Consider the following 22052-nt stretch of genomic DNA (forward strand, 5'->3'; position numbering starts at 1 on the left):
TCGGCGGTTCCCCTGAGCGCCGGCCCGGCTCCCTCCTGACCAGCGGCAGGTCGCGGGCAACCTCCAGTCCGTGACCTGCCGCTTCCTCGCGTCGGCTACGTGCAGATCTTGCGGCGGGAGGCCGGACCCGTGACGTCGGCCAGGAGCTGGCTGACGATGGGTTCGGCCCGTGCCACGCGTTCGTCCCCGAGGTGCACGAGTCCTGTCCCCGCCCCGAAGAGCACATCCAGCTGGTCGGCGACCGTGCTCGGTGAGCCGGTGGGGGTGTCCGTGTCGTGGATCTCGAGGGCTGCCTCGTTGAGGACGGCCAGGCTGGCCTTGTCGATCGTGCAGGTGACCTTTCCCTGCTTGGTCGTGGCCAGCACCCCGCCGTCGTCCTGGATCGAGAGGCTGTCCGAGAAGCCCGCGATCCCCCCGAGCCTGCTCACCGTCAGGGGAAAGCTCGCCCGGCCGGTGACGGTCGGCGAGGGAGCGGCCGGTATCCGTGGGTCCGTGGTCCCGCAGCCGACCAGGGCGAGGGACAGACCGATCAGGCCGATCAGGCCGCCAGTGGCGCGGAAAGACAAGGGTGCGGTTCGCGGCATACCGGACATCCTGCCCACACTTGCCGGTCGTCGTCACGCACCTCGGGCAGACTCACGCCCATGACCTTCACCCGAGCCGAGCTCGACGCCGCGACCAGCGTCGTGCGCCGCCACTTCGCCGCGACCCCGCAGCTCGAGTGGCCGCTGCTGAGCGAGCACGTCGGCGAGGAGGTCTGGGTCAAGCACGAAAACCACACTCCGACAGGCGCTTTCAAGGTCCGTGGTGGGCTGGTCTACGCAGACCGCGCCGCCCGCGAGCGCCCGCAGGTCAAGGGCTTCGTCTCGGCGACGCGCGGCAACCACGGACAGTCCCTCGCGTATGCCGGCCGGGCGGGTGGGCTGCGCGTCGTCATCGTGGTGCCGGAGGGCAACAGCCCGGACAAGAACGCCGCGATGCAGGGTTTCGGCGCCGAGCTGATCGTGCACGGCCACGACTACCAGGAGGCTCGCGAGCACGCGATGGGCCTGGAGACCGAGCTCGGTCTCGAAGCCGTCCCGCCCTACCATCGCGACCTGGTCGTGGGGGTGGGCACCTATGCGCTCGAGCTGTTCGACGCGGCCGGCCCGCTGGACACGGTGTACGTGCCAGTGGGGATGGGTTCGGGTATCTGCGGCCTCATCGGGGTGCGCGACCTCCTGGGCCTGCCCACCGAGATCGTCGGGGTGGTGTCCGAGCGGGCTCCCGCGTCGGCCCTGTCCTTCGCGGCGGGCGAGGTCGTCACGACACCGGAGGCCGCCACTTTCGTCGACGGGGTGGCCTGCCGTGCGCCCATGGCCGACGCCGTGGCCGAGATGGTTCGGGGGGCTGCCCGCATCCTGCAGGTGTCGGAGGACGACACGGCCGAGGCGATGCGGGTCCTGCTCCGCACCACCCACCAGCTGCCCGAGCCCTCCGGCGCCATCGCGCTGGCCGGCCTGCTTGCCGAGGGCGGCTCCCAGAGCGGCCGGCGGGTCGGCGTCATCCTCTCAGGAGGCAACTGCGACGCCGACATCCTCACCACGGTCCTGGCCGGGAGCACGCCGGAGGCCTGAGCTCTCGTTGAGCGCTGCCGCGACCGCGCCGCGCGAGCGATCTGCCGGCGTCGAGCTGTGGCCTCGACGCCACGGATCAACGCCGAACCGGTGGCAGCACGTCGATTCGTGACGCTGGCGCCACGGATCGACGGGGCGGTAACGGCCGGGTGCCATCACGGCACCGGGCCGCTACGGGGCGTCGCCGCGTCCGACCGGGGCCGGGCCCCTATTGTCGCGGACATGCCCTCCCGTGCTCAGCGTCAACGCACCGCAGCGGTCGCCGGAGTCGCCGTGCTGCTCATCGGGCTCACAGCCGCGTGCTCAGGTGGCAAACCCGCCGCGCGCACCTCCGCGACCACCAGGGCCTCGACGCCGGTGACACCCACGTCCACCCCGAGCACTGCCGGTCCAGCGATGCTTGCGGGAGGGCCGGTGCTCGCCGTCAAGATCGACAACACCCCGGCCGCGCGCCCCCGGATCGGGCTCGACGTGGCCGACGTCGTCTACGTCGAGCCGGTCGAGGGTGGGCTCACGAGGCTCCTGGCCGTTTTCAGCCGCAAGCTGCCGCCCGAGGTGGGGCCGGTCCGCAGTGGTCGGGAGTCGGACGTCGACCTCGTGGCCAACTACGGGAAGGTCGCGCTGGCCTTCTCCGGGTCGTCCGAGTACACGAAGCGGATCCTCGACGCGGGTCGCCAGGTCAACCTCAGCTACGACCAGAGCGCGCGCGGCTACCACCGTGATCGCTCGCGGCCGGCTCCCTACAACGTGATCGGAAGCCCCACGGTGCTCCTCGCCAGGGCGGGGGGCAGCGTCAGGCCCGCCGACATCGGGTTCCGCTACGGGCCCGCAGCCACGGGTGGCACGCCGGCCACCTCGGTCGCCGCCCGGTGGCCCTCCTCCAAGGTCACCCTGACGTGGAACGCCAAGCGCAAGCAGTACCTCGTCACCACCGATGGCCGCCCCGATGTCAGCCCGAGCGGTCGCCAGTACGGCGCCGGCACCGTCGTCGTCCAGTACGTCGCGACGCACAAGTCCAGCAACCGCGACGTCAACGGCCAGCCCACCCCGGTCGTCGACGTGGTCGGCTCCGGCAAGGCGGTGGTCCTCCGGGACGGCACGTCGTGGCAGGGCGTCTGGTCGCGCAAGGGCCTCACGGCACCCACCTCGTTCACGGTGGGCACCCAGCCGCTCACCTTCAACCCGAAGGGTCCCGTCTGGGTGCTCCTCGTCGCGCCCGGGCAGGCCGTCACCGTCCGCTGAGCAGGGCGAGGCCACGCCGAGCGGTGCCTGTGCCGCAGACCGGCCGCCCGGGGCATACCCACCGCTGATGGTGAGATTGGTCCCATTGGGCCCACGGGGCTGCACCCGAGGGAGCCAGCCGGTCCCTACAGGGCTAGTCTCGGCGTCGAACCAAACCCATCCGTAGACGAGGACGTCAGACGTGGATCTGTTCGAATACCAGGCCCGAGACATGTTCGAGGCGCACGGCGTGCCGGTGCTCGCCGGCGCCACCGCCACCACTCCGGAGCAGGCCCGCGCGGCCGCCGAGGAGATCGGTCCCAAGAGCGGCGGCGTGACCGTCGTCAAGGCGCAGGTCAAGACCGGTGGCCGAGGCAAGGCCGGCGGCGTCAAGGTCGCCAAGACCGTTGATGAAGCGGTCGAGGCGGCCGAAGCGATATTGGGCATGGACATCAAGGGCCACACCGTGGGCACCGTGATGATCGCCCAGGGCGCGCAGATCGCCGAGGAGTACTACTTCTCGATCCTGCTCGACCGGGCCAACCGCACCTACCTTGCGATGTGCAGCAAGGAGGGCGGCATGGAGATCGAGCAGCTGGCCGTCGAGCGCCCGGAAGCGCTGGCCCGGCTCGCGGTCGACCCCAACACCGGCATCGACGAGGCCAAGGCACGCGAGATCGTGGCGGCGGCCGGCTTCGACGAGGAGACCGGCGCCAAGATCGTGCCGGTCCTGCAGTCTCTGTGGACCGTCTACCGCGACGAGGACGCCACGCTGGTCGAGGTCAACCCGCTGGTCAAGACGGTGGACGGCGACATCGTCGCGCTGGACGGCAAGGTGACGCTCGACGAGAACGCCGGCTTCCGCCACCCCGACCACGAGGCCCTCGAGGACAAGGCCGCGGCCGACCCGCTCGAGGCCGCCGCCAAGGAGAAGAACCTCAACTACGTCAAGCTCGACGGCTCGGTCGGCATCATCGGCAACGGCGCCGGGCTGGTCATGTCCACCCTCGACGTGGTCGCCTACGCCGGCGAGGAGTTCCCGGGCCAGCCCAAGCCGGCCAACTTCCTCGACATCGGTGGTGGCGCCTCGGCCGAGGTGATGGCCAACGGGCTGCACATCATCCTCGGCGACGAGCAGGTGAAGTCGGTATTCGTCAACGTGTTCGGCGGCATCACCTCCTGCGACGCGGTGGCCAACGGCATCGTCGGCGCGCTGCAGAACCTCGGCGACGAGGCCACCAAGCCGCTGGTCGTCCGGCTGGACGGCAACAACGTGGAGGAGGGCCGGCGCATCCTCGCCGAGGCCAACCACCCGCTGGTGACCATCGAAGAGACCATGGACGGCGCGGCCCGCAAGGCCGCCGAGCTGGCTTCGGCCGCGACGAACTGACCGAAGGAACGGCATACCAATGGCTATTTTTCTCGACGAGAACTCCAAGGTCATCGTCCAGGGCATGACCGGCTCCGAGGGCATGAAGCACACGCAGCGCATGCTCGCCTCCGGCACCCAGATCGTCGGCGGCGTCAACCCGCGCAAGGCGGACACGTCCGTCGACTTCGACGGTGGCATCTCGGTGCCCGTGTTCGGGACCGTGGCCGAGGCCATCGCGGAGACCGGTGCCAACGCGTCGGTCATCTTCGTGCCCCCGGCCTTCGCCAAGTCGGCCGTCGTCGAGGCGATCGACGCGCAGATCCCGCTCGCGGTGGTCATCACCGAGGGCATCGCGGTCAAGGACTCCGCGGAGTTCTACAACTACTCGCTCGGCAAGGTGACCCGCATCGTGGGGCCCAACTGCCCGGGTCTGATCAGCCCCGGCAAGTCCAACGCCGGCATCATCCCCGCCAACATCGCGGGCGCGGGACGCATCGGCCTGGTCTCGAAGTCGGGCACGCTGACCTACCAGATGATGTTCGAGCTGCGCGAGTTCGGCTTCTCCACGGCCGTCGGCATCGGCGGTGACCCGATCATCGGCACCACCCACATCGACTGCCTCGAGGCGTTCGAGAAGGACCCCGACACCGACGCGATCGTCATGATCGGCGAGATCGGCGGCGACGCCGAGGAGCGGGCAGCGGCCTACATCAAGGACCACGTGACCAAGCCGGTCGTCGGCTACGTCGCCGGCTTCACCGCGCCCGAGGGCAAGACGATGGGCCACGCCGGCGCCATCGTGTCGGGCTCGGCGGGCACGGCTGCCGCCAAGCAGGAGGCCCTCGAGGCCGCCGGGGTCAAGGTCGGCAAGACGCCGTCCGCGACCGCCGACCTGATGCGCGAGATCATGCAGGGTCTGCAGAAGTAGCTTCTGCCGCACCAAGGTTCACGACGGCCGTCACCCCGGAGGGTGGCGGCCGTCGTCGCGTTCAGGTCGTGGAGCAGTCCGCGGTATGCCGCGTGGGCGGCTACTTCTGGCGGGCCAGGGCGAGCAGCCGGTCGAGTTCCGCGAAGCCCTGGGCCGCCGTGCCCTGGAAGCCTTGGCCGTCGCTCGTCCCGTGGAAGACGACAGTCGTCATGGCGCCGGGCGTCGTCATGGTCGTGGTGCCGACCCAGCGATAGGCCGTGCCGGTGGCGTCGCCGGTGACCTTCTTGGTCAGCAGGAAGGTGCCGGCATGCGGCCCGCGCGTCGCGGTGACCTTGCCGTCGGCCTCGGTGCACCCCTTGGCCCGCAGTGACTGCTCCTGCGACACCTGGTCCTTCGCCCACGCCTTGCGAGCGCCTGGGTCGGCCGACTGGTCGACGCGCACCCGCTGGTGTCCGATCACGTTCGCGTCGCCCCTTCCGGCCCGGAGCTCGACTACTCCGAACTGGCCCCCGATGCCGGACAGGTAGTCGTCGGTCTCACAGAACACGCCGATGCCACCCAGATCGGCCGCCGACCCAGCCGCCCCGGCGTAGGCGGGAGCGCCCGCCGCGAACCGCGCCGACGTCCACTGGGAGGCTGCGACGAACAAGTCGGACGAGGGGAGTGGGTCGGCGCCGGCGACGGGCATCTGCTCGTTGATCGCCTTCGCGCCGGGGCCGCTGGGCACTGTGGTGGTCGGCGACGGGCCCGCGGCGGCGTAGCGGTCGAGTCGTGCCTGGGCGATGCGCGCGAGCGTGGCCACCTCGTCCTCGGTGAAACCTCCGAGCGAGACGTCGTTGAACGCTGGGTCGATCACCTGGAGCAGGGTCACGCCAGCAGTACCCCCGGCGACGGCGAACCAGCCTGAACCGGCGTCGGTCGTCGCATAGCTGTAGACCGAGACATCGCCGACCAGCCCGGGCGTGACCTTGAACCCCGGTCCCGCCTGGCACTTCGGCACGCTCTGCTCGAGCGCAACGACCTGGTCCTTGAGGTCGCCCTTTCCGTCGTACTGCCAGTAGGTCGCGGCGCCGGACACCGGGGAGTTGGCCTGGGTGGCCGACTCCTGGCGAGTCGCCTTGCCCAGTGCGTCGCCGCACTCGACCCCACCGCCCTTGGTGATCGGCGTGACCGTCACCGAGCCAACGGGCAGCTGCAGCGACTCCTGCCACTCGTTGGCGACAGGCAGGACGCCTGGGACGTCGAGACTGCTCGTGGTCGTAGGGGAGGAGGAGGCGCTGGTCGTGGCGCTGCGCGTCGCCGGCACCAGCGGGCTTGCGGCCTCGCGACCGAACTGGGAGTAGCCCACCGTCCCGACCACCACCGCTGCCGCGGCAGCAGCCGCCGTCCACGTGAGCTGCCGCTGGCGACGCCGCGCCATACCCCTTGCCCTGACGAAACGGACGTCGGGCAGGGGTGCGGCTTCGACGTCGGCGCGCAGCGACGTCAAGGCAGCCCGCAGCCGGGCGTCGTGCTCCGCCGTCCAGTCGTCGTGCTCAGCCATGGGGGTTCTCCTCGTGCCGCAGGGCCTGCGCGAGCTGTGCGCGGCCCCGGTGCAGGCGCGCCTTGACGGTGCCTGCGGGGGTGTTGGTCTCGTGGGCGATCTGGTCGATGGACAGGTCGCCGATGTAGTACAGGGTCACGGCTTCACGGACCGGGTCGGGCAGCGTCCGCAGTGCCGTCACGACCGCGACCCTGTCCTCGGTCGGCGGGCCCGTGGTGTCGTGGGCGCCGTGGCGTTCGTGGGCGCGGTCCTGGCTGGACTTCTTGCGCCACCCGGAGATGGCGATCCGTCGAGCGACGGTGCGCACCCAGGCGAGCGGGTCGTCGTGCGTGCGCACGGTGGACCACTGCTGCCAGGCGCGGGCGTAGGCCTCCTGGGTGGAGTCCTGGGCCACGGTGAGGTCACCGGTGAAGGCATAGACGAGGTGCACGACCCGGCGGGCGGTGTCGCGGTAGAACGCGTCGAACTCCGCCTCGGCGGACTGCGCGCCCATCGACACCCCCTGTCTGGTCGGTACTGCAGTGCCCGTCGGCACTTCAGCGCCCATCGGAACCGCTGGGGCCATCACACCGCAGCAGACGCGCTCGCGCGAGGTTGGGTTGCGGCGCGTTCGGACATTTCTCCGGGGTGTTCGGCGTTGCACGACGGCTGCGTCGTCCCGGTCCGCGACGATGGAGCAGCGATGACTGTGATGGAACTACTGCGTGGGGGCACCTCGTCGACCGACGGCGCGCCAGGCCTCGTCGCGCACCGGCGGGCCCTGGTGGCCGGGGCGCTGGCGGCGGCAGGTTCGGCGGCCGTCTTCGTCCTGCCGGCCCTGCTCGTCTGGGTGGCCGCGCCCGAGAGCACCGTGTCGTGGACCACCTCCCTGGGCGTCGGCGCGAGCCTGTGGCTGCTGGCCGGCGGCGCGCACCTGACCCTCGGTGTCGCGCACGTGACCGTGGTCCCCCTGCTCGCCTTCGGCGTGAGCGTCGTGATCGGCTCGTGGGCCGCCGGACGTGCGGCCCGTGAGGCCGCCGAGGCGCGCACCATCCGCCTCGTCCGGGACACCGTTCACGGCCCTGTCGCCTTCGCCCTCGGTGCCTGGACCGCCGGGTATGCCGCGTGCGCGCTGCTGTGGGTCCTCGTCGCGTTCCTGGCGGGTCCGAGCCCGGTCGCGTGGACGCTCGTCCTTCCCGTGCTCTTCGTGCCCACCCTCTCCGCCACGACCGCACTGGCCAGGCTGGTCAAGGGGCGACCCGAGCTCGCCGGACCCGGTCTGGGCCGACCCTCGTGGTTCCCCGATGCCGTGCGACGCGCGGTGCGCCCGGGGCTGGAAGGTGCCGCCACGATGCTGGGGATCGGCATGGCGCTGTGTGTGCTCTTCGTGGTGCTCCACTTCGACCAGGTGAGCCACCTCCAGGGTGAGCTGGCTCCCGGCGTCATCGGTGGCGCGGTCCTGGTCGTCGCCCAGCTGTCCGTGCTCCCCAACCTGGCTCTCTGGGCAGTGTCGTTCGTCGCCGGCACGGGGTTCTCCGCGGTCGAAGGGGCCTCGGCGACGTGGACCGGCAGCCGCACCTCCCTGTTGCCGATGGTGCCGGTGTTCGGGGCGCTGCCCCAGCCGGGTGCCTTTCCGGGCCTGCTTCCCCTCGTGGTCCTCCTGCCGGTCGCGACCGGTGCTTTCATCGGCTGGCGTTCGCTGCGCGCGGTGGCCCGCCTCTCGACCGAGCGCACCAAGCTCACCGTCACCGGCACGGCCGTGGTGGTGGCCGCGGGGGCGGTGGGACTGCTCGACGTCCTGGGTGGCCGTTCGCTCGGGCTCGCGCGGCTTTCCGACATCGGGGCACCGGCCGGGATGCTGACCCTCGCGCTGCTGGTCGAGTTCGGCGCCGGCGCGTCACTGGTTCTCGCCTGGGACCGGTGGAAGCTCCGAGGCTGACCCTGCCCGTCGCCCTGTGGATGGACGCGGTGACCACGGCTGCGGGGGTGGTCGGTATCGTTCCTGACCGTGACTGCGCCTGAGCCCACCGGGATCGTCGTCCTGGTCTCCGGGTCGGGCACCAACCTCCAGGCGATCATCGACGCCGCGGCCGAGCCGGCCTATGGCGTCCGGATCCTCGCGGTGGGCGCGGATCGCGCGGGCATCAGCGGCCTGCACCGCGCGGCGGCCGTGGGCATCCCCACCTTCGTATGCCGCGTCGAGGACCACGACTCGCGCGCCGACTGGGATGCCGCGCTGGCGGAGCGCATCGGCGACCACGGGCCGGCCTTCGTCGTGTCCGCAGGCTTCATGAAGCTGCTCGGCCCGGCCGTCCTCGGCCGCTGGACCGTGATCAACACCCACCCCGCCCTCCTGCCGGCGTTCCCCGGCGCCCACGCGGTTCGCGACGCGCTCGCGGCCGGAGTTGCGCAGACCGGCTGCACCGTGCACGTCGTGGACGCGGGGATAGACACCGGACCGGTGCTCGCCCAGGCGGCGGTGGACGTCCTTGCCGACGACACCGAGGACACCCTCCACGAGCGCATCAAAGCTGTCGAGCACCCGCTGCTCGTCCAGGTCGTGGGCCGCGCGGCCCGCGAAGGAATCACCGTTTCCGATGGGAAGGCCACCATCCCGTGACCGAGCAGTCCACCACCCCCACCACCGATGCCCCGGACTCCGGGCGCCGGCCGATCCGCCGGGCGCTGATCTCGGTCTATGACAAGAGCGGACTGGAGGAGCTGGCCCGAGGGCTGCACGAGGCCGGGGTCTCGCTGGTGTCGACCGGTGGTTCGGCCGCCCTCATCGAGGGCCTCGGCCTCCCGGTCACCAAGGTCGAGGACCTGACCGGATTCCCCGAGTGCCTCGAGGGCCGGGTCAAGACCCTGCACCCTCGCGTTCACGCCGGGATCCTCGCCGACACGCGCAAGGCCGACCACCTGAGCCAGCTCGCCGAGCTGGAGGTCGAGCCGTTCGAGCTCGTCGTCGTGAACCTCTACCCGTTCCGCGAGACCGTCGCGTCTGGCGCCGGACCTGACGAGGTCATCGAGCAGATCGACATCGGCGGACCCTCGATGGTGCGGGCCGCGGCCAAGAACCACCCGAGCGTGGCCGTCATCACCGACCCCGCGGCATACCCGGCAGTTCTTGCAGCGGTCGCGGGCGGGGGGTTCACGCTCAGCGAGCGCAAGCGGTTGGCGGCCCAGGCGTTCGTGCACACCGCTGACTACGACAACGCGGTCGCGAACTGGATGGGCAACGCCTACACCGACACCTCCGACGGCACCGGCTTCCCCGCGTGGACGGGCGCCACGTTCCAGCGGGCCAACGTGCTGCGTTACGGCGAGAACCCGCACCAGCCGGCCGCCCTCTACACGCACTGGCGTCCCGGCGTGGCGTCCGCGGAGCAGCTGCACGGCAAGGACATGTCCTACAACAACTACATCGACACCGACGCCGCTGTGCGCGCTGCCTTCGACCACGGCGACCAGCCCACGGTGGCGATCATCAAGCACGCCAACCCCTGCGGCATCGCCGTGGGCGCCACTGTCGAGCAGGCGTATGCCGCGGCTCACGCCTGCGACCCGGTGTCCGCCTACGGGGGCATCATCGCCACGAACGTGCCGGTGACCAAGGCGATGGCGCTCGCGGCGAACGAGACGTTCAGCGAGGTCATCGCGGCTCCGTCGTTCGACGCCGACGCGCTGGAGGTGTTGCGGGAGAAGAAGAACCGTCGCCTACTCCAGCTCCCCGCAGACATGGCGGCGCACCGCGACCCGATCGAGACGCGGCCGATCAGCGGTGGCCTGCTGGTGCAGCTGCCGGACCGGATCGACGCGGTCGTCGAAGGCGAGACGCCCGGTGGCGACGACGCCTCCCGCTGGCGGCTCGTGGCTGGCGAGGCCGCCGACGAGTCGACCCTCGCCGACCTCCAGTTCGCCTGGCGAGCCGTGCGCGCGGTGAAGTCCAACGCGATCCTGCTGGCCAAGGACGGCGGCTCGGTGGGCATCGGCATGGGCCAGGTCAACCGGGTGGACTCGTGCCACCTCGCTGTGTCACGGGCGAACGCCGACGGAGCCGACCGGGCCCGTGGTGCGGTCGCTGCGTCCGACGCCTTCTTCCCGTTCGCTGACGGACTGCAGGTGCTGCTCGACGCGGGAGTGCGTGCGGTCGTCGCGCCTGGTGGCTCGGTGCGCGACGAGGAGGTCGTCGCAGCTGCCGAGGCCGCCGGCGTGACGATGTACTTCACCGGCACCCGTCACTTCAGTCACTAGCCACAGCGCGCACTGACTCCTCCCACCGGGCACTTGTTGCCGCCAGGTCGTCACTGACCCCCTTGTCGGGGCCTCTGGTGACGACGAGGGGGCAACAGGTCCCGCGGGTAGGCGACTTGTTGCCGCCAGGTCGTCACTGACCCCCGCATCGGGGCCTCCGGTGACGACGAGGCGGCAACAAGTGCGGGTGGGCGCGAGAGTCTTAGGCGGTGGGAGCGCGGTAACCCGTGGGCTCGCCGGAACCGAGGTCGACGATCGCGGCCACGGGGCCGCCGCCGTCCGGTCCCTGGTGCGCGGCCGACACCGAGACGAAGACTGCCGGGTCGCCGGTGACCGACGCGGTGACGCCGCCGACGGCCGACTTGATCTGGCGGTGCCAGTGCACGTCGGAGTCGTCCAGCATGGCGTTGCGGCGACCTCGCACGGCGCCGTCCTGGCTGACCTCGCACTTGAGGAACACGTTGACCAGTCGACCCTGGATGTCGCTCGTGTGCGGGCGGTCGGGCAGGTCGAGGCCAGCGTCCTTGATGGCGGCCCAGATGCCGTCGGCGTCGAGGGCGTCGCGCATCACCGAGTGGCCGATGCGGTAGCGACCGCCGATCCCCTTGGTGTTGCCCACCACCACGACCTGCGCCTGGTCGAGCTCGACACCCGAGGAGCACGAGGCGACCGCGGAGAACAGCGAGCGGTTGTTCATCACGTCCTCGTTGGTCGGCATCTCGATCTCGCCGAGCGCCACCGCGATGCCCAGACCGGTCGTGCCGTTGGACAGGTCCATCGACTCGTGGGTGTGGTGCGTCCAGACGGACTTGCCGCGGGACTCCGCGTCGCGAATGGTGTGGATGGTGAGCAGCGGGGTCTTGGTCTGCACGTAGTGGACGTCGGCGGGGTCGGTGATGCCGGCCTTGTCCATCGCGACCCGCACGGCCGCGGCGACCTTCTCGATCATGCCCGTGTAGCCGATCTCCTCGGGCAGGATCGGCTCGCTCATCGCGAACCCGACCGTCAGCCGCGCCTCGTCGGACTGCTCGGCCTGGTCGGCCGGGACGGTCGCGAAGATGGTCGCGTGCGGGCTGATGATCCCGTCGGTCCCACCGGACCAGACGATCGGCACCTGCTTCACCTGGTCGGCTGGTGCGCCCTTCGCGACCAGCACCTCGCGGAAGGCACGGTCGGCGATGATGCGGGTGTAGTCGTTGACCCCGCCGTTGCCCTCGGTCTTGCCGATGATGGCGATGACCCGGCTGGCGTCCATCACCCCGTCGTCGATGAGCTTGGCCAGCTCGCTCGCGTCGGACACACTGTGGATCGGGACCTTACGGACCTCAATGGGCTCGGGCACGGGAGTTACCTTCCTGATGACGTTGCGGTTGTTGACGATTCGGTATGCCGGTCGGTCACCACGGTGCCGACCTCGCCGGAGAGCGCGTCAGCGATGCGGTCGAGGGCGGTGATGACGCTGCGCCCACCGCCGTCACGCACGAACCGCATGGCGGCCTCGACCTTGGGACCCATCGAGCCGGACGCGAACTGGCCGTCCGCGGCATACCCCTCCATCTCGGCGAGGGTGACGCGGCCGACGGCTCGCGCCTGCGGTGTCCCGAAGTCGAGGACGGCGTTCTCGACGTCGGTCGCGATGACGAGCGCGTCGGCGCCGATGGCGCGGGCGAGCACCGCTGCCGTGAGGTCCTTGTCGATGACTGCCTCGACACCGCGGACGGTGCCGTCCGCGTCACGCACCACGGGTATGCCGCCGCCCCCAGCCGCGACGACGACGTAGCCCGCGTGCAGGAGGGTGAGCAGGGTGTGGGTCTCGAGGACCTCGACGGGCGCGGGTGAGGCTACGACGCGACGCCATCCCTTGTCGCCGCGGTCCTCCCAGGTCTCGCCGTGCTCGATGAGCGGCCGGGCCTGGTCGTAGGGCAGGAAGCGGCCGATCGGCTTGGTCGGCGTGGCGAAACCGGGGTCGTCGGGATCGACCAGCGTGCGGGTCACGAGGGCAGCGACGGGGTGGTTCAGCCCCCGTGCGGCGAGAGCCGGCTCGAGCGTGTCGAGGATGGTGAACCCGATGGTTCCCTGCGTCTGCGCGCCGCACCAGTCGAGCGGGACGGGTGGGACGACGTTGGCCGCGAGCTCGTTCTTGACGAGCAGGTTGCCGACCTGCGGGCCGTTTCCGTGGGTGAGGACGACCTCGTGGCCCGCCGCGACGACCGTGGCGACGTGTCCCATCGCCCGCCCGATGGCCTCCCGCTGGGCCTGGGGGGTGGCGCTGCCGTCGGGACCGGTCATGGCGTTGCCGCCGAGCGCGATCAGGACCCGCATGCCACCTCCGTTCGTCGTCCGTGCGGCGAGCCTAGGGATCCGCGACGGCCGATGACGTTGGCAGGACCTGCCCAATGGCCGGACCCGCCTTGGCAGATGTGTTCACGTTCACCCCAGGCGGCGGTAGCGCTCCAGCCTCGCGGCCAGCCTGGCGGCCGGGTCCTCGCGGGCGAGGACGGCGAGCTCGTGCTGGATGGCTTGGGACATCCGGCGGCAGAACTCCTCGGGCTCGTCGGCCGCGTCGGGGTGCTCCGCGACGATCCGGTCCACGATGCCGGCGTGGAGCAGGTCGAGCGAGCGGACCCGTTGGCTGGTGGCGAGCTCCGGGGCGTGGCTGGTGTCGCGGTGGAGGATGGCCGAGGCGCCCTCGGGCGGCAGCGGGGACAGCCACGAGTGCTGCGCGCTGATCACGCGGTCAGCCGGCATGACGGCGATCGCGCCACCCCCGGTGCCCTGACCGAGCAGTACGCAGACGGTGGGCGCGTCGAGCATCACCAGCTCGGCGAGGCAGCGCGCGATCTCACCGGCCATCCCGCCCTCCTCGGCTTCCTTGGAGAGTGCGGCTCCCGCGGTGTCGATGATGCTGACGAGGGGCAGCTTGAGCTCGTGCGCCAGCTTCATGCCACGCCGGGCAACGCGAAGTCCCTTGGGGGACAACGGTTCGTCGAGGGTCTGGCGGTCCCTGTCCTGACCCAGCACGATGCACGGGGCGCCCCCGAACCGGGCCAGGGCCATCAGCATCCCGGGGTCGTACTCGCCCTGCCCGGTGCCGTGCAGGGGCAGCACGTCCGTCGCCCCGAGTCGCAGGAGGGCGCGCACCCCCGGCCGGTCGGTGCGCCGCGAGCGGGTGATCGACTCCCATGCGGGGGTGTCGGCGAGCTGCTCCTTGGGCACCTCGGGGACGTCGGGCAGGTCCTGCCGGGGGCCGGTCAGCACGGTGAGGGCGCGGTCGGCCACCTCCGCGAGCGCCTCGACGGGCAGGATCGCGTCGATGAGGCCGTGTTCGAAGAGGTTCTCGGCCGTCTGCACACCTTCGGGGAACGGGTGGTCGTAGAGCGCCTCGTAGACCCGGGCCCCGAGGAACCCGATCATGGCGCCGGGCTCGGCCACCGTGACGTGCCCGAGCGACCCCCACGAGGCGAAGACGCCGCCGGTCGTCGGGTGGCGCAGATAGACCAGGTAGGGCAGTCCGGCCTCCTTGAACTCGGCGCAGGCGGCGCTGATCTTGACCATCCCCACGAAGGCCGGCGTCCCCTCCTGCATGCGCGTGCCGCCCGACGAGGGGGCGGCGAAGAGCGGCAGCTCCTCGCGGCGGGCGCGCTCGAACGCGAGCACCACCCGCTCCGCGGCCGTGCTGCCGATCGAACCGGCGAGGAAGCGGAACTCGCCGGCGATGAGGGCGACCCGGCGCCCCCGGATGCGTCCCTCGCCGGTGATGATGGCCTCGTCGGCACCGGACCGTTCGCGGGCCGCGGCGAGCTCCGCGGCATACGCCGAACCCTCCGTCGCCACCTCGCGGACCGGGCCGTCCCACGACACCCAGCTGTCGGCGTCGAGCACGGTCGTGGCGAGCTCGAGCCCGCCGAGTCGGCGCGAGGGCCTGGACGGGTCTGACATGCCACCTCCCGGGTGCGAGGCGACGAGCCTAGGGCGTCAGCGTCTCGCCCGTGGGGGGAACGCCCAGCGCGAGGACGAGGTCGAGCACGACCCCGGCGTCGTCGAGGTCGTCGCCGAAGAGCTCGCGCAGCTGCCCCATGCGGTAGCGCACGGTCTGCGGGTGCACGAAGAGCCCGGCTGCCACCGCCTCGCGACGCCCACCGAACAGCAGCCACAGGCGCAGCGTCTCGACGAGCTTCTCCCGCGCCGCGGGGGACAGGTCGTCCAGCGGCTTGAGGGCGCGGGCCCTGAGGTCCGTGAGGGCTTCGGGATCGGCGCTCAGGACCAGCTCGGCCAGGTGGGCGTCCGTGTCGTATGCCGTGGTGTGGCGGGGGTTCTCGACGGCCAGCAGGCGCGCCGCCCGCAGCGCCCGCCGGTAGGAGGCGGCCGTCTGCAGCCACGGCCTGGCGGGACCGAGCACGCAGCCGTAGTCGCGCAGCGACCGCAGCAGCCGACGTCGCGCGGGCGCTCGCAGGTCGGGCACCAGCAGGGCCACGTAGTCCTCGGAGGCGGCCAGGTCGGGCAGGTCCTCGCCGAGGTACAGCGACCTCGGGTCGACGAGGGCTCGGGCCTGGTGCAGCCGCTCGTCCGGGACCAGCAGCACGGTGACCGTCGTCGGTGGGGCCCAGTCGGCACGCTCCGCGCGGCGGGTCGTCACCTCGTCGGACGCGCCGCGCACGAGGTCCAGGGCCAGCCGCTCGAGCCGGCGCTCCTGGCTGCGCTCCGCTGTGGCGAGCTCGTCGGCGTGACCGGCGACGCTGGCCGCGGAGAGCTCGTCGATGTAGGCGAACACCAGCTCGGCGAACTGCGCCAGGAGGGGCGCGGACATCCCGGCCCGCACCCCCACGGCCGACAGCTCGCGCCACGAGACGCGGGCGCCGATGCGGTAGGCGGACAGCAGGGCGTCCATGCTCCGCCCGCTGCGGGCCTCGCCGCGGCCCAGGGCGTAGGACGCCTGGCGCGCGGGCCCGAGCGGCGAGCTGGGGTCGTCGGACCGGGCGGCCATGGTCAGGAAGCTGCCGAGGGCCACCTGCACGGCCGACTCGATGTTGCCGACGAGGTAGTCGCGGGCCTCGGCGTAGCTGGGCACCTCGACGATGATGGCCTGGACGGCGTCGGCCGCCACCTGGGGGAGAGCGCGCTTGAGCTCACTCTGCACCTCAGGTGGGATACTGAGCTCCGCCGCGTGCTCAGCAGCGGTCCCGCTGGCCGACGTCACCATGGACTTTTGTCCTTTGCGAACAGTTCTGGTCGCGATTCTCACGCGCTGTGGTCAGGAAATTACCCTACCTGATCGCCCATAGTGGAACTATGACCGCAGTTCTCCCGCTCCGCACGACGCCAGGGTCCACGAGACCCCGGCCGTCCCTGCGCACGGTTCTCCGCCGAGTTGCCGAGGCAGTCGTCACCCCGGTGCTGCCCGACGACTACCTCGACCTGATCGCACCCATGCGCGCCGGCGCCGACCTCCGTGGTCGCGTCGTCTCCGTGACCCCCGAGACCCGGGACGCCGTCACGGTGCGCATCAAGCCCGGTCGCTCCTGGGCCGGCCACGTGCCCGGCCAGTACATCCGGATCGGCGTCGACGTCGACGGGGTGCGCAACTGGCGCGCCTACTCGCTCACCTCCCCGGTGGAAGCCCCGGACGGAATCATCTCGATCTGCGTCAAGGCGATCCCCGACGGCAAGGTCAGCAACCACGTCGTGCGCGCCCTCCAGGCTGGCACCCTGGTCCACCTCGACCAGGCGACCGGTGACTTCACGCTCCCGTCGGCCCGTCCGGCCCGCGCGCTGTTCGTCACTGCCGGCTCGGGCGTCACACCCGTGATGGGGATGCTGCGCAACCACCTCGACGAGCTGCAGGACGTCGTCGTCATCCACTCCGCGCCCACCGAGGCCGACGTCATCTTCGCCGCCGAGCTGCGCGAGTGGGCCGAGGCCGGCCGCATCCGCCTCGTCGAGCGGCACACCGACTCCCAGGGAATGGTCGGCACCGACTCGCTGGACGAGCTCGTGCCCGACTGGCGCTTCCGCGAGACGTGGGCCTGTGGCCCCACGGGCATGCTCGACGCCTTCGAGGCGGCCTGGGCCGACGCCCAGATCGCCGACCGACTCCACACCGAGCGCTTCCGCCCGGTCATCATCGCCGAGGGCGAGGGTGGCACGGTCACCTTCGGTACCCAGCGCATCACCGTCGATGCCGACGGTTCGACCCCGATCCTCGACGCCGGCGAAGCCGCCGGGGTCCTGATGCCGTCCGGTTGCCGGATGGGCATCTGCTTCGGCTGTGTCGTGCCCCTGAAGGAGGGTGCCGTGCGCGACCTGCGCAGCGGCGACCTCACCATTGCCGCCAAGGGCGACGGCATCCGCATCCAGACCTGTGTGTCGGCGGCTGCCGGCCACTGCGAGATCGACCTCTAAGGAGACGTCATGACTGCCACCGCAGAGAAGTTTGACCTCACGATCGATGGTTCCGCTGCCTCCACCCCCAAGGCGCCGGGCGCCCCCTCCGTGCGCACCGCGACCCGGACCACGAACAGCCGGCTGTCGACCGCCATCGCCGAGCGTCGCCACGTGCCGAAGCGCTCCGGCAAGGCCGACCCCACCGCGCACCTGACCGCCGAGGACGTCGAGGCCCTGGCCATGGAGCTCGACGAGCTGCGCCAGGGAGTCCTGGACTCCCGCGGGGCCGAGGACGCGGCATACATCCGCAAGGTGATCGACGTGCAGCGCAAGATCGAGCTCGCCTCGCGCGCGGTGCTGTTGTTCTCGATCTTCCCGCCGGCCTGGATCGTCGGCACCGCCGGCCTGTCGGTCGCCAAGATCCTCGACAACATGGAGGTCGGCCACAACATCCTCCACGGCCAGTGGGACTGGATGCGCGACCCCAAGATCCACTCGACCACCTGGGAGTGGGACAGCGCCACCCCGGCCGCCCTGTGGAAGCACAGCCACAACGAGCTGCACCACACCTACACGAACGTGATCGGCAAGGACAACGACCTCGGCTACGGCATCATGCGCGTCGACGAGGACCAGCGCTGGACGCCGGCCTACCTCGGCCAGCCGATCTACAACTTCGTCAACATGTGCTTCTTCCAGTACGGCATCGCGGCCTACGACCTCGAGATCGGCAAGCAGCTCGCCGGCCGCGGTGACAAGGAGGAGTTCAAGCGCAACGGCAAGATGGTGCTGCGCAAGGTCGGGCGCCAGGCCCGCAAGGACTACCTCCTCCACCCGCTGCTGTCGGGCCCGTCGTTCCTGCACACCATCGCGGCCAACGCGACGGCCAACTTCGTCCGCAACGTCTGGACGCACTCGATCATCATGTGCGGCCACTTCCCCTCGGGCGTCGAGACCTTCGCCCGCGCGTCCATCGAGGGCGAGAGCCGCGGCGAGTGGTACCTGCGGCAGATGCTCGGGTCGGCCAACATCTCGGGCAGCAAGGCCCTGCACATCATGTCCGGCAACCTGAGCCACCAGATCGAGCACCACCTGTTCCCCGACCTGCCGAGCAACCGCTACGGCGAGATCGCCCCGCGGGTGCAGGAGATCTGCGAGCGGTACGGCCTGACCTACACGACGGGGCCGCTCTACAAGCAGGTCGCGTCCGCGTGGGGCCAGGTCATCTCCCTGTCGCTCCCGAACCCGGAGCCCGGTCGCAACCGTGTCGGCATCGCCGCTCAGGCGATCGGCAAGCAGGTGCGCCGCAAGCTGCGCAACCGTCGCCCGGTCCGCACCGCCTGAGCCCGGAGCCCCTCACCCCCCCTCACCCGGCGCCCAGCGCCACGAACGACCACGTCAGCCCGCCCGGACTCCGGGCGGGCTGACGCGTTGGCGCTGGGGCCGGTCGCGGCGTCCGTCACACTCGCGCGGCGGTCACCAGCAGGTACTCCCAGTCGAGCACGGTGTAGCCGTCACCGCGGTCGAACCGTTCGGCCAGGGCGACGAGGTCACGGTCCAGGGCCGCGACCTTGTCGGCATCGTCGGCGATGGCCTTGTAGACGGCGATGGTCGGGCCGTAGTTGGCCTTGAAGAAGTCGCGGAACTCCTCCGGCGTCGCGAACTGGTCCACCACGAGGTCCTGCTGTCGCGCCGTGAGCCCCTCGACCCGGTCGCCGAACAGGTCGCGCACGTGGTCCACGTGGCCCCACAGCGGCGGGGGCTGCGCGCCGGGAGGCGGCGGCGGGGCGTACGGCTTCATGGTCGCGAACATCTGCCCGATGAAGCCCTCCGGCGTCCAGCTGAGCAGGGCTATCGTGCCGCCCGGCCGGCAGGTGCGGACCAGCTCGTCGGCCACCACCTGGTGGTGCGGCGCGAACATCACGCCGACGCACGACACGACCGCGTCGAACTCGCCGTCCGCGAAGGGCAGCGCCTCCGCGTCGGCGACCCGCCAGGCGATCGTCAGGCCCTCGGCCTCGGCGTCGCGGCGCCCCTTGTCGAGCAGCTCGGGGGTGAGGTCGGTGGCCACGACCTCGGCGCCGGTGCGCGCAGCCGGGAGGGCGACGTTGCCGGATCCGGCCGCGACGTCGTGCACGCGTTGCCCGGCCGTGATGCCGGCTGCCTCGACCACGATCGGGCCGAGGGAGGCAATGACCTCGCTGGCCACGGCGGAGTAGTCCCCGAGCGCCCACATCGCGCTGTGCCTGGCCTTGAGGGCGCGGTCCTCGTCGGTGTCGGTGATCGCCGTCCCTGATGTCTGGGTTGTCATGCCGTCCTTCCCCTTTTGTTTGCTCTCGTTCGTCCGGTTGCCCCTGCGATCCCGAAGGTAGGACTGCCCGGAGGAGGGCGGCATCCGTGGAGGTACCCAACTTCGGGGTGCGTGGAGGATGCCGCAGTGCGTGTATGCCGTCAGGCGCGGGTGAGCAGGCGGGCGACGGCCGCGGTGCGGGCGGACTTCCCGTGGAGGTCGAGCTTGGCGTAGACGTTGCTGAGGTGGCGCTCGACGGTGCGGACGCTCAGCGTCAGCGCGGTCGCGATGGTGTCGTTGTCCATCCCCCGCGCGGCGAGCTGCAGGATCTCCACCTCGCGCGTGGACAACCCGTCGAGGGACTGGGGGTGCCCGGAGGCGGGCCTCGCGGGCGCCGAGCCCTCGTCAGTGAGGAAGTCACGCAGCTCCGCGCAGTAGACCTGCCAGGCGGGTTCGTCCTCGAGCACGATGTGGTTGTCGCTCTCGAGGGCCACCAGTCGGGCCCCTTCGATGCCCGCCGCGAGGTAGCGGGCCTCCTCGAAGTCGTTCATCCGGTCGCCGCGTGAGTGGATCACGAGGGTGGGCAGGTCGAGCTCCGCGAGCAGGGCGCTGCTGTCGGCCGCCAGGCGCTGGCGACGTGAGCTCCGCGCGGTGTCGGCGTCGGTCGAGACCCGCTGGAGCTCGTCGAGCCAGGTGTGCTGCTCCTCGGTGGCGCGGGGGATCATCAAGGACGTGAACACGCGACGGAACGCCGAGTCGGGCCGCGCCCAGCCGACCTTGATCAGCGCGTCGAGCGTGTCGTTCATCTCGGCCTCGGTCGGGTCCTTCGACTGCTGTCCGGAGTAGCTGCCGTAGAAGACCAGCCGGGAGACGCGCTCGAGGTGCTTCGCGACGTAGGCGATCGCGACCGGCCCGCCCTGGGCCATCGCCTGCAGCGCGAACCGGTCGATCCCGGCGTCGTCGACGACGGCCTCGAGGTCGCCGAGCCGCGCCGCGAGGCTGTGGTCGGTGACGCCTCGGTCCGAGAGGCCGTGGCCGCGCTCGTCGAACCGGATGACGGTGTTCCGACGACCCCACTCCTCGAGGTAGTGCCGCCAGACCGGGGACTGCCAGTCGTACTGCAGGTGACTCAGCCAGCACGAGTCCACGACCATCGGCGGACCGGTGCCGTGCACGGCATACGCGATCCGCACGCCGTCGGGCGCGCGGCAGAACCGGATCTCCTGCCTCGGTTGCTGCGCCTGCACGCCCACCTCCCCGATGGTAAGTCCGGTCGCTGCGCTCAGTCCGGCGGTGCGTCCATCTCGTCGAGCCACGCGCGCACGCTCTCGTCGTGCTGGCCCAGCGTCGGTGGCGCGAGGTGCTCGCTGCGGCCACCGGCATACGCGTTGTCGTCGAAGCGGATCGGTGGCCCAGGGATCTCGATGTGCCCCAGGACGGGGTGGTCGATGTCGAGCACGAGTCCCTGCGAACGCGTCTGGTCCCAGTCGTAGACGCGGTCGATGCTGCGCACCTCGCCCGCGGGGATGCCCAGCTCGGCCAGGCGCGGGAGGAGGACGTCGAGGGGGTATGCCGCGAAGGCGGCGTTGAGGGCGGCCGTCACCTGGGGGCGGTTCACGGTGCGCTCGCGGTTCGTGGCCATGCCGGGCGTGGCAGGGTCGATGTCGAAGGCCTGGGCGAGCTTGACCCACAACGACTCGCTGCCGCAGGCCACCTGGATGTCACCGTCCTGGCAGTGGAACAGGCCGTAGGGCGACAGCGAGGGGTGGTGGTTGCCCTGCGCGTGCCCGACGTGACCGGCCACGGTGTAGGCCGTGCCCTGGAAGGCGTGGGCGCCGACGAGGGCAGCCAGCAGGCTCGTGCGCACCACCCTCCCGACACCGGTGGTGTTGCGCTCGTGCAGTGCGGTCACCACCCCGTAGGCGCCGTACATCCCGGCGAGCAGGTCACCGATCGGCACCCCCACGCGCTGGGGGGTGTCGGCAGCTGGTCCGGTCACCGACATCAGCCCGGCCTCACCCTGGGCGATCTGGTCGTAGCCGGGTCTTCCGCCCTGGGGCCCGTCGTGCCCGAACCCGCTGATCGACAGGATGACGAGTCGGGGGTTGAGCTCGTGGAGGCGGGCCGCGGAGAAGCCCAGCCGGTCGAGGACGCCCGGCCGGAAGTTCTCGATCAGCACGTCGCTGTGGGTCGCCAGCCGGGTGAGCACATCGCGACCGTCGTCGGACTTCAGGTCGAGGGTGATCGACTCCTTGTTCCGGTTGGCGCTGAGGAAGTACGTCGAGATGGGGTCGTCCTCGGGCCCGACGAACGGGGGTCCCCAGCCGCGGGTGTCGTCACCGGTGCCGGGCGACTCGACCTTGATGACGCGGGCGCCCATGTCTCCCAACATCATTCCCGCGTGGGGTCCGGCGAGGGCTCGCGACAGGTCGATGACGACGATGTCCTCAAGGGGCGCGTTCACGAGG

Annotated in this window: 19 protein-coding genes; 9 read left to right on the plus strand and 10 right to left on the minus strand. The window is 71.2% G+C overall.

Annotated features, from left to right (window positions below; genetic code table 11):
- Window positions 1–95 precede the first annotated feature (95 nt).
- Window positions 96–584: a hypothetical protein gene (locus tag AC1DWR_RS18430; protein WP_477614818.1), complete on the minus strand. Its 489-nt coding sequence runs from the start codon at window positions 582–584 to the stop codon at window positions 96–98.
- Window positions 585–644: 60 nt separating this feature from the next.
- Here AC1DWR_RS18430 and AC1DWR_RS18435 point away from each other — a divergent pair, with 60 nt between their 5' ends.
- The 4 genes from AC1DWR_RS18435 (at window position 645) to sucD (ending at window position 5137) form a co-directional block, all read left to right on the plus strand.
- Window positions 645–1616: a threonine dehydratase gene (locus tag AC1DWR_RS18435; RefSeq protein WP_477614819.1), complete on the plus strand. Its 972-nt coding sequence runs from the start codon at window positions 645–647 to the stop codon at window positions 1614–1616.
- A 222-nt stretch (window positions 1617–1838) separates the two neighbouring features.
- Window positions 1839–2858, plus strand: a complete 1020-nt coding sequence (locus AC1DWR_RS18440; protein ID WP_477614820.1) for a DUF3048 domain-containing protein — start codon at window positions 1839–1841, stop codon at window positions 2856–2858.
- Window positions 2859–3039: 181 nt separating this feature from the next.
- Window positions 3040–4227 carry an ADP-forming succinate--CoA ligase subunit beta gene (sucC, locus tag AC1DWR_RS18445; RefSeq protein WP_477614821.1) on the plus strand — a complete coding sequence of 396 codons (1188 nt, stop codon included), beginning with the start codon at window positions 3040–3042 and terminating at the stop codon, window positions 4225–4227.
- A 19-nt stretch (window positions 4228–4246) separates the two neighbouring features.
- A complete protein-coding gene (sucD, locus tag AC1DWR_RS18450; RefSeq protein ID WP_477624925.1) occupies window positions 4247–5137 on the plus strand; it encodes a succinate--CoA ligase subunit alpha in 891 nt (296 codons plus the stop codon).
- Between the two features lie 100 nt (window positions 5138–5237).
- Here sucD and AC1DWR_RS18455 read toward each other — a convergent pair whose 3' ends face one another.
- Both AC1DWR_RS18455 and AC1DWR_RS18460 read right to left on the minus strand, forming a co-directional pair.
- Window positions 5238–6680, minus strand: coding sequence for a hypothetical protein (locus AC1DWR_RS18455; RefSeq protein WP_477614823.1), 1443 nt, complete (start codon window positions 6678–6680; stop codon window positions 5238–5240).
- A complete protein-coding gene (locus AC1DWR_RS18460) occupies window positions 6673–7173 on the minus strand; it encodes an RNA polymerase sigma factor (protein WP_477614824.1) in 501 nt (166 codons plus the stop codon). The genes AC1DWR_RS18455 and AC1DWR_RS18460 overlap by 8 nt, the downstream gene beginning before the upstream one ends.
- Window positions 7174–7362: 189 nt before the next feature.
- Between AC1DWR_RS18460 and AC1DWR_RS18465 the strand changes: the two genes are divergently transcribed.
- The 3 genes from AC1DWR_RS18465 (at window position 7363) to purH (ending at window position 10913) form a co-directional block, all read left to right on the plus strand.
- Window positions 7363–8598 carry a cell division protein PerM gene (locus AC1DWR_RS18465; RefSeq protein ID WP_477624926.1) on the plus strand — a complete coding sequence of 412 codons (1236 nt, stop codon included), beginning with the start codon at window positions 7363–7365 and terminating at the stop codon, window positions 8596–8598.
- A 69-nt stretch (window positions 8599–8667) separates the two neighbouring features.
- Window positions 8668–9279, plus strand: a complete 612-nt coding sequence (gene purN, locus AC1DWR_RS18470) for a phosphoribosylglycinamide formyltransferase (RefSeq protein ID WP_477614826.1) — start codon at window positions 8668–8670, stop codon at window positions 9277–9279.
- On the plus strand, window positions 9276–10913 hold the full coding sequence (gene purH, locus AC1DWR_RS18475) for a bifunctional phosphoribosylaminoimidazolecarboxamide formyltransferase/IMP cyclohydrolase (protein WP_477624927.1): 1638 nt from the start codon (window positions 9276–9278) through the stop codon (window positions 10911–10913). Before purN ends, purH begins: the two co-directional genes overlap by 4 nt.
- 202 nt (window positions 10914–11115) lie before the next feature.
- Here the strand turns inward: purH and bar are convergent, their stop codons facing one another.
- The 4 genes from bar to AC1DWR_RS18495 all read right to left on the minus strand — a co-directional run bounded on the left by bar (window position 11116) and on the right by AC1DWR_RS18495 (window position 16050).
- Window positions 11116–12255 (minus strand): barbiturase, encoded by a 1140-nt coding sequence (gene bar / locus AC1DWR_RS18480; RefSeq protein WP_477624928.1) that lies wholly within the window; start codon window positions 12253–12255, stop codon window positions 11116–11118.
- 5 nt (window positions 12256–12260) lie between these two features.
- Window positions 12261–13235, minus strand: a complete 975-nt coding sequence (locus AC1DWR_RS18485) for a carbamate kinase (RefSeq protein ID WP_477614829.1) — start codon at window positions 13233–13235, stop codon at window positions 12261–12263.
- 108 nt (window positions 13236–13343) lie between these two features.
- The gene (locus AC1DWR_RS18490; protein ID WP_477614830.1) at window positions 13344–14852 is read right to left on the minus strand and encodes a carboxyl transferase domain-containing protein; all 1509 of its coding nucleotides are present in this window, start codon (window positions 14850–14852) and stop codon (window positions 13344–13346) included.
- Window positions 14853–14880: 28 nt separating this feature from the next.
- The gene (locus tag AC1DWR_RS18495) at window positions 14881–16050 is read right to left on the minus strand and encodes a PucR family transcriptional regulator (protein ID WP_477614831.1); all 1170 of its coding nucleotides are present in this window, start codon (window positions 16048–16050) and stop codon (window positions 14881–14883) included.
- Between the two features lie 152 nt (window positions 16051–16202).
- On the opposite strand from AC1DWR_RS18495, the gene AC1DWR_RS18500 reads away from it, so the two are divergent.
- Complete coding sequence (locus tag AC1DWR_RS18500) at window positions 16203–17312, plus strand: ferredoxin reductase (protein ID WP_477614832.1); 1110 nt, start codon at window positions 16203–16205, stop codon at window positions 17310–17312.
- 9 nt (window positions 17313–17321) lie between these two features.
- Window positions 17322–18638 (plus strand): fatty acid desaturase family protein, encoded by a 1317-nt coding sequence (locus AC1DWR_RS18505; protein ID WP_477614833.1) that lies wholly within the window; start codon window positions 17322–17324, stop codon window positions 18636–18638.
- A 115-nt stretch (window positions 18639–18753) separates the two neighbouring features.
- Here AC1DWR_RS18505 and AC1DWR_RS18510 read toward each other — a convergent pair whose 3' ends face one another.
- The 3 genes from AC1DWR_RS18510 to AC1DWR_RS18520 all read right to left on the minus strand — a co-directional run bounded on the left by AC1DWR_RS18510 (window position 18754) and on the right by AC1DWR_RS18520 (window position 22048).
- On the minus strand, window positions 18754–19605 hold the full coding sequence (locus AC1DWR_RS18510; protein WP_477614834.1) for a class I SAM-dependent methyltransferase: 852 nt from the start codon (window positions 19603–19605) through the stop codon (window positions 18754–18756).
- 140 nt (window positions 19606–19745) lie between these two features.
- Entirely contained in the window at window positions 19746–20831 is a 1086-nt protein-coding gene (locus AC1DWR_RS18515) for an alpha/beta fold hydrolase (protein ID WP_477624929.1), read from the minus strand.
- Window positions 20832–20866: 35 nt separating this feature from the next.
- Window positions 20867–22048 carry a CaiB/BaiF CoA transferase family protein gene (locus AC1DWR_RS18520; protein WP_477614836.1) on the minus strand — a complete coding sequence of 394 codons (1182 nt, stop codon included), beginning with the start codon at window positions 22046–22048 and terminating at the stop codon, window positions 20867–20869.
- Between the last annotated feature and the right edge of the window lie 4 nt (window positions 22049–22052).

The sequence above is a fragment of the Pedococcus sp. P2_E2 genome, from assembly GCF_056403955.1.

Coding starts and splice junctions, on each gene's coding strand:
- AC1DWR_RS18430 (WP_477614818.1), bottom strand. CDS start 584: ATGCCGCGAACCGCACCCTTGTCTTTCCGCGCCACTGGCGGCCTGATC.
- AC1DWR_RS18435 (WP_477614819.1), top strand. CDS start 645: ATGACCTTCACCCGAGCCGAGCTCGACGCCGCGACCAGCGTCGTGCGC.
- AC1DWR_RS18440 (WP_477614820.1), top strand. CDS start 1,839: ATGCCCTCCCGTGCTCAGCGTCAACGCACCGCAGCGGTCGCCGGAGTC.
- sucD (WP_477624925.1), top strand. CDS start 4,247: ATGGCTATTTTTCTCGACGAGAACTCCAAGGTCATCGTCCAGGGCATG.
- AC1DWR_RS18455 (WP_477614823.1), bottom strand. CDS start 6,680: ATGGCTGAGCACGACGACTGGACGGCGGAGCACGACGCCCGGCTGCGG.
- AC1DWR_RS18460 (WP_477614824.1), bottom strand. CDS start 7,173: ATGGGCGCGCAGTCCGCCGAGGCGGAGTTCGACGCGTTCTACCGCGAC.
- AC1DWR_RS18465 (WP_477624926.1), top strand. CDS start 7,363: ATGACTGTGATGGAACTACTGCGTGGGGGCACCTCGTCGACCGACGGC.
- AC1DWR_RS18485 (WP_477614829.1), bottom strand. CDS start 13,235: ATGCGGGTCCTGATCGCGCTCGGCGGCAACGCCATGACCGGTCCCGAC.
- AC1DWR_RS18490 (WP_477614830.1), bottom strand. CDS start 14,852: ATGTCAGACCCGTCCAGGCCCTCGCGCCGACTCGGCGGGCTCGAGCTC.
- AC1DWR_RS18500 (WP_477614832.1), top strand. CDS start 16,203: ATGACCGCAGTTCTCCCGCTCCGCACGACGCCAGGGTCCACGAGACCC.
- AC1DWR_RS18505 (WP_477614833.1), top strand. CDS start 17,322: ATGACTGCCACCGCAGAGAAGTTTGACCTCACGATCGATGGTTCCGCT.
- AC1DWR_RS18510 (WP_477614834.1), bottom strand. CDS start 19,605: ATGACAACCCAGACATCAGGGACGGCGATCACCGACACCGACGAGGAC.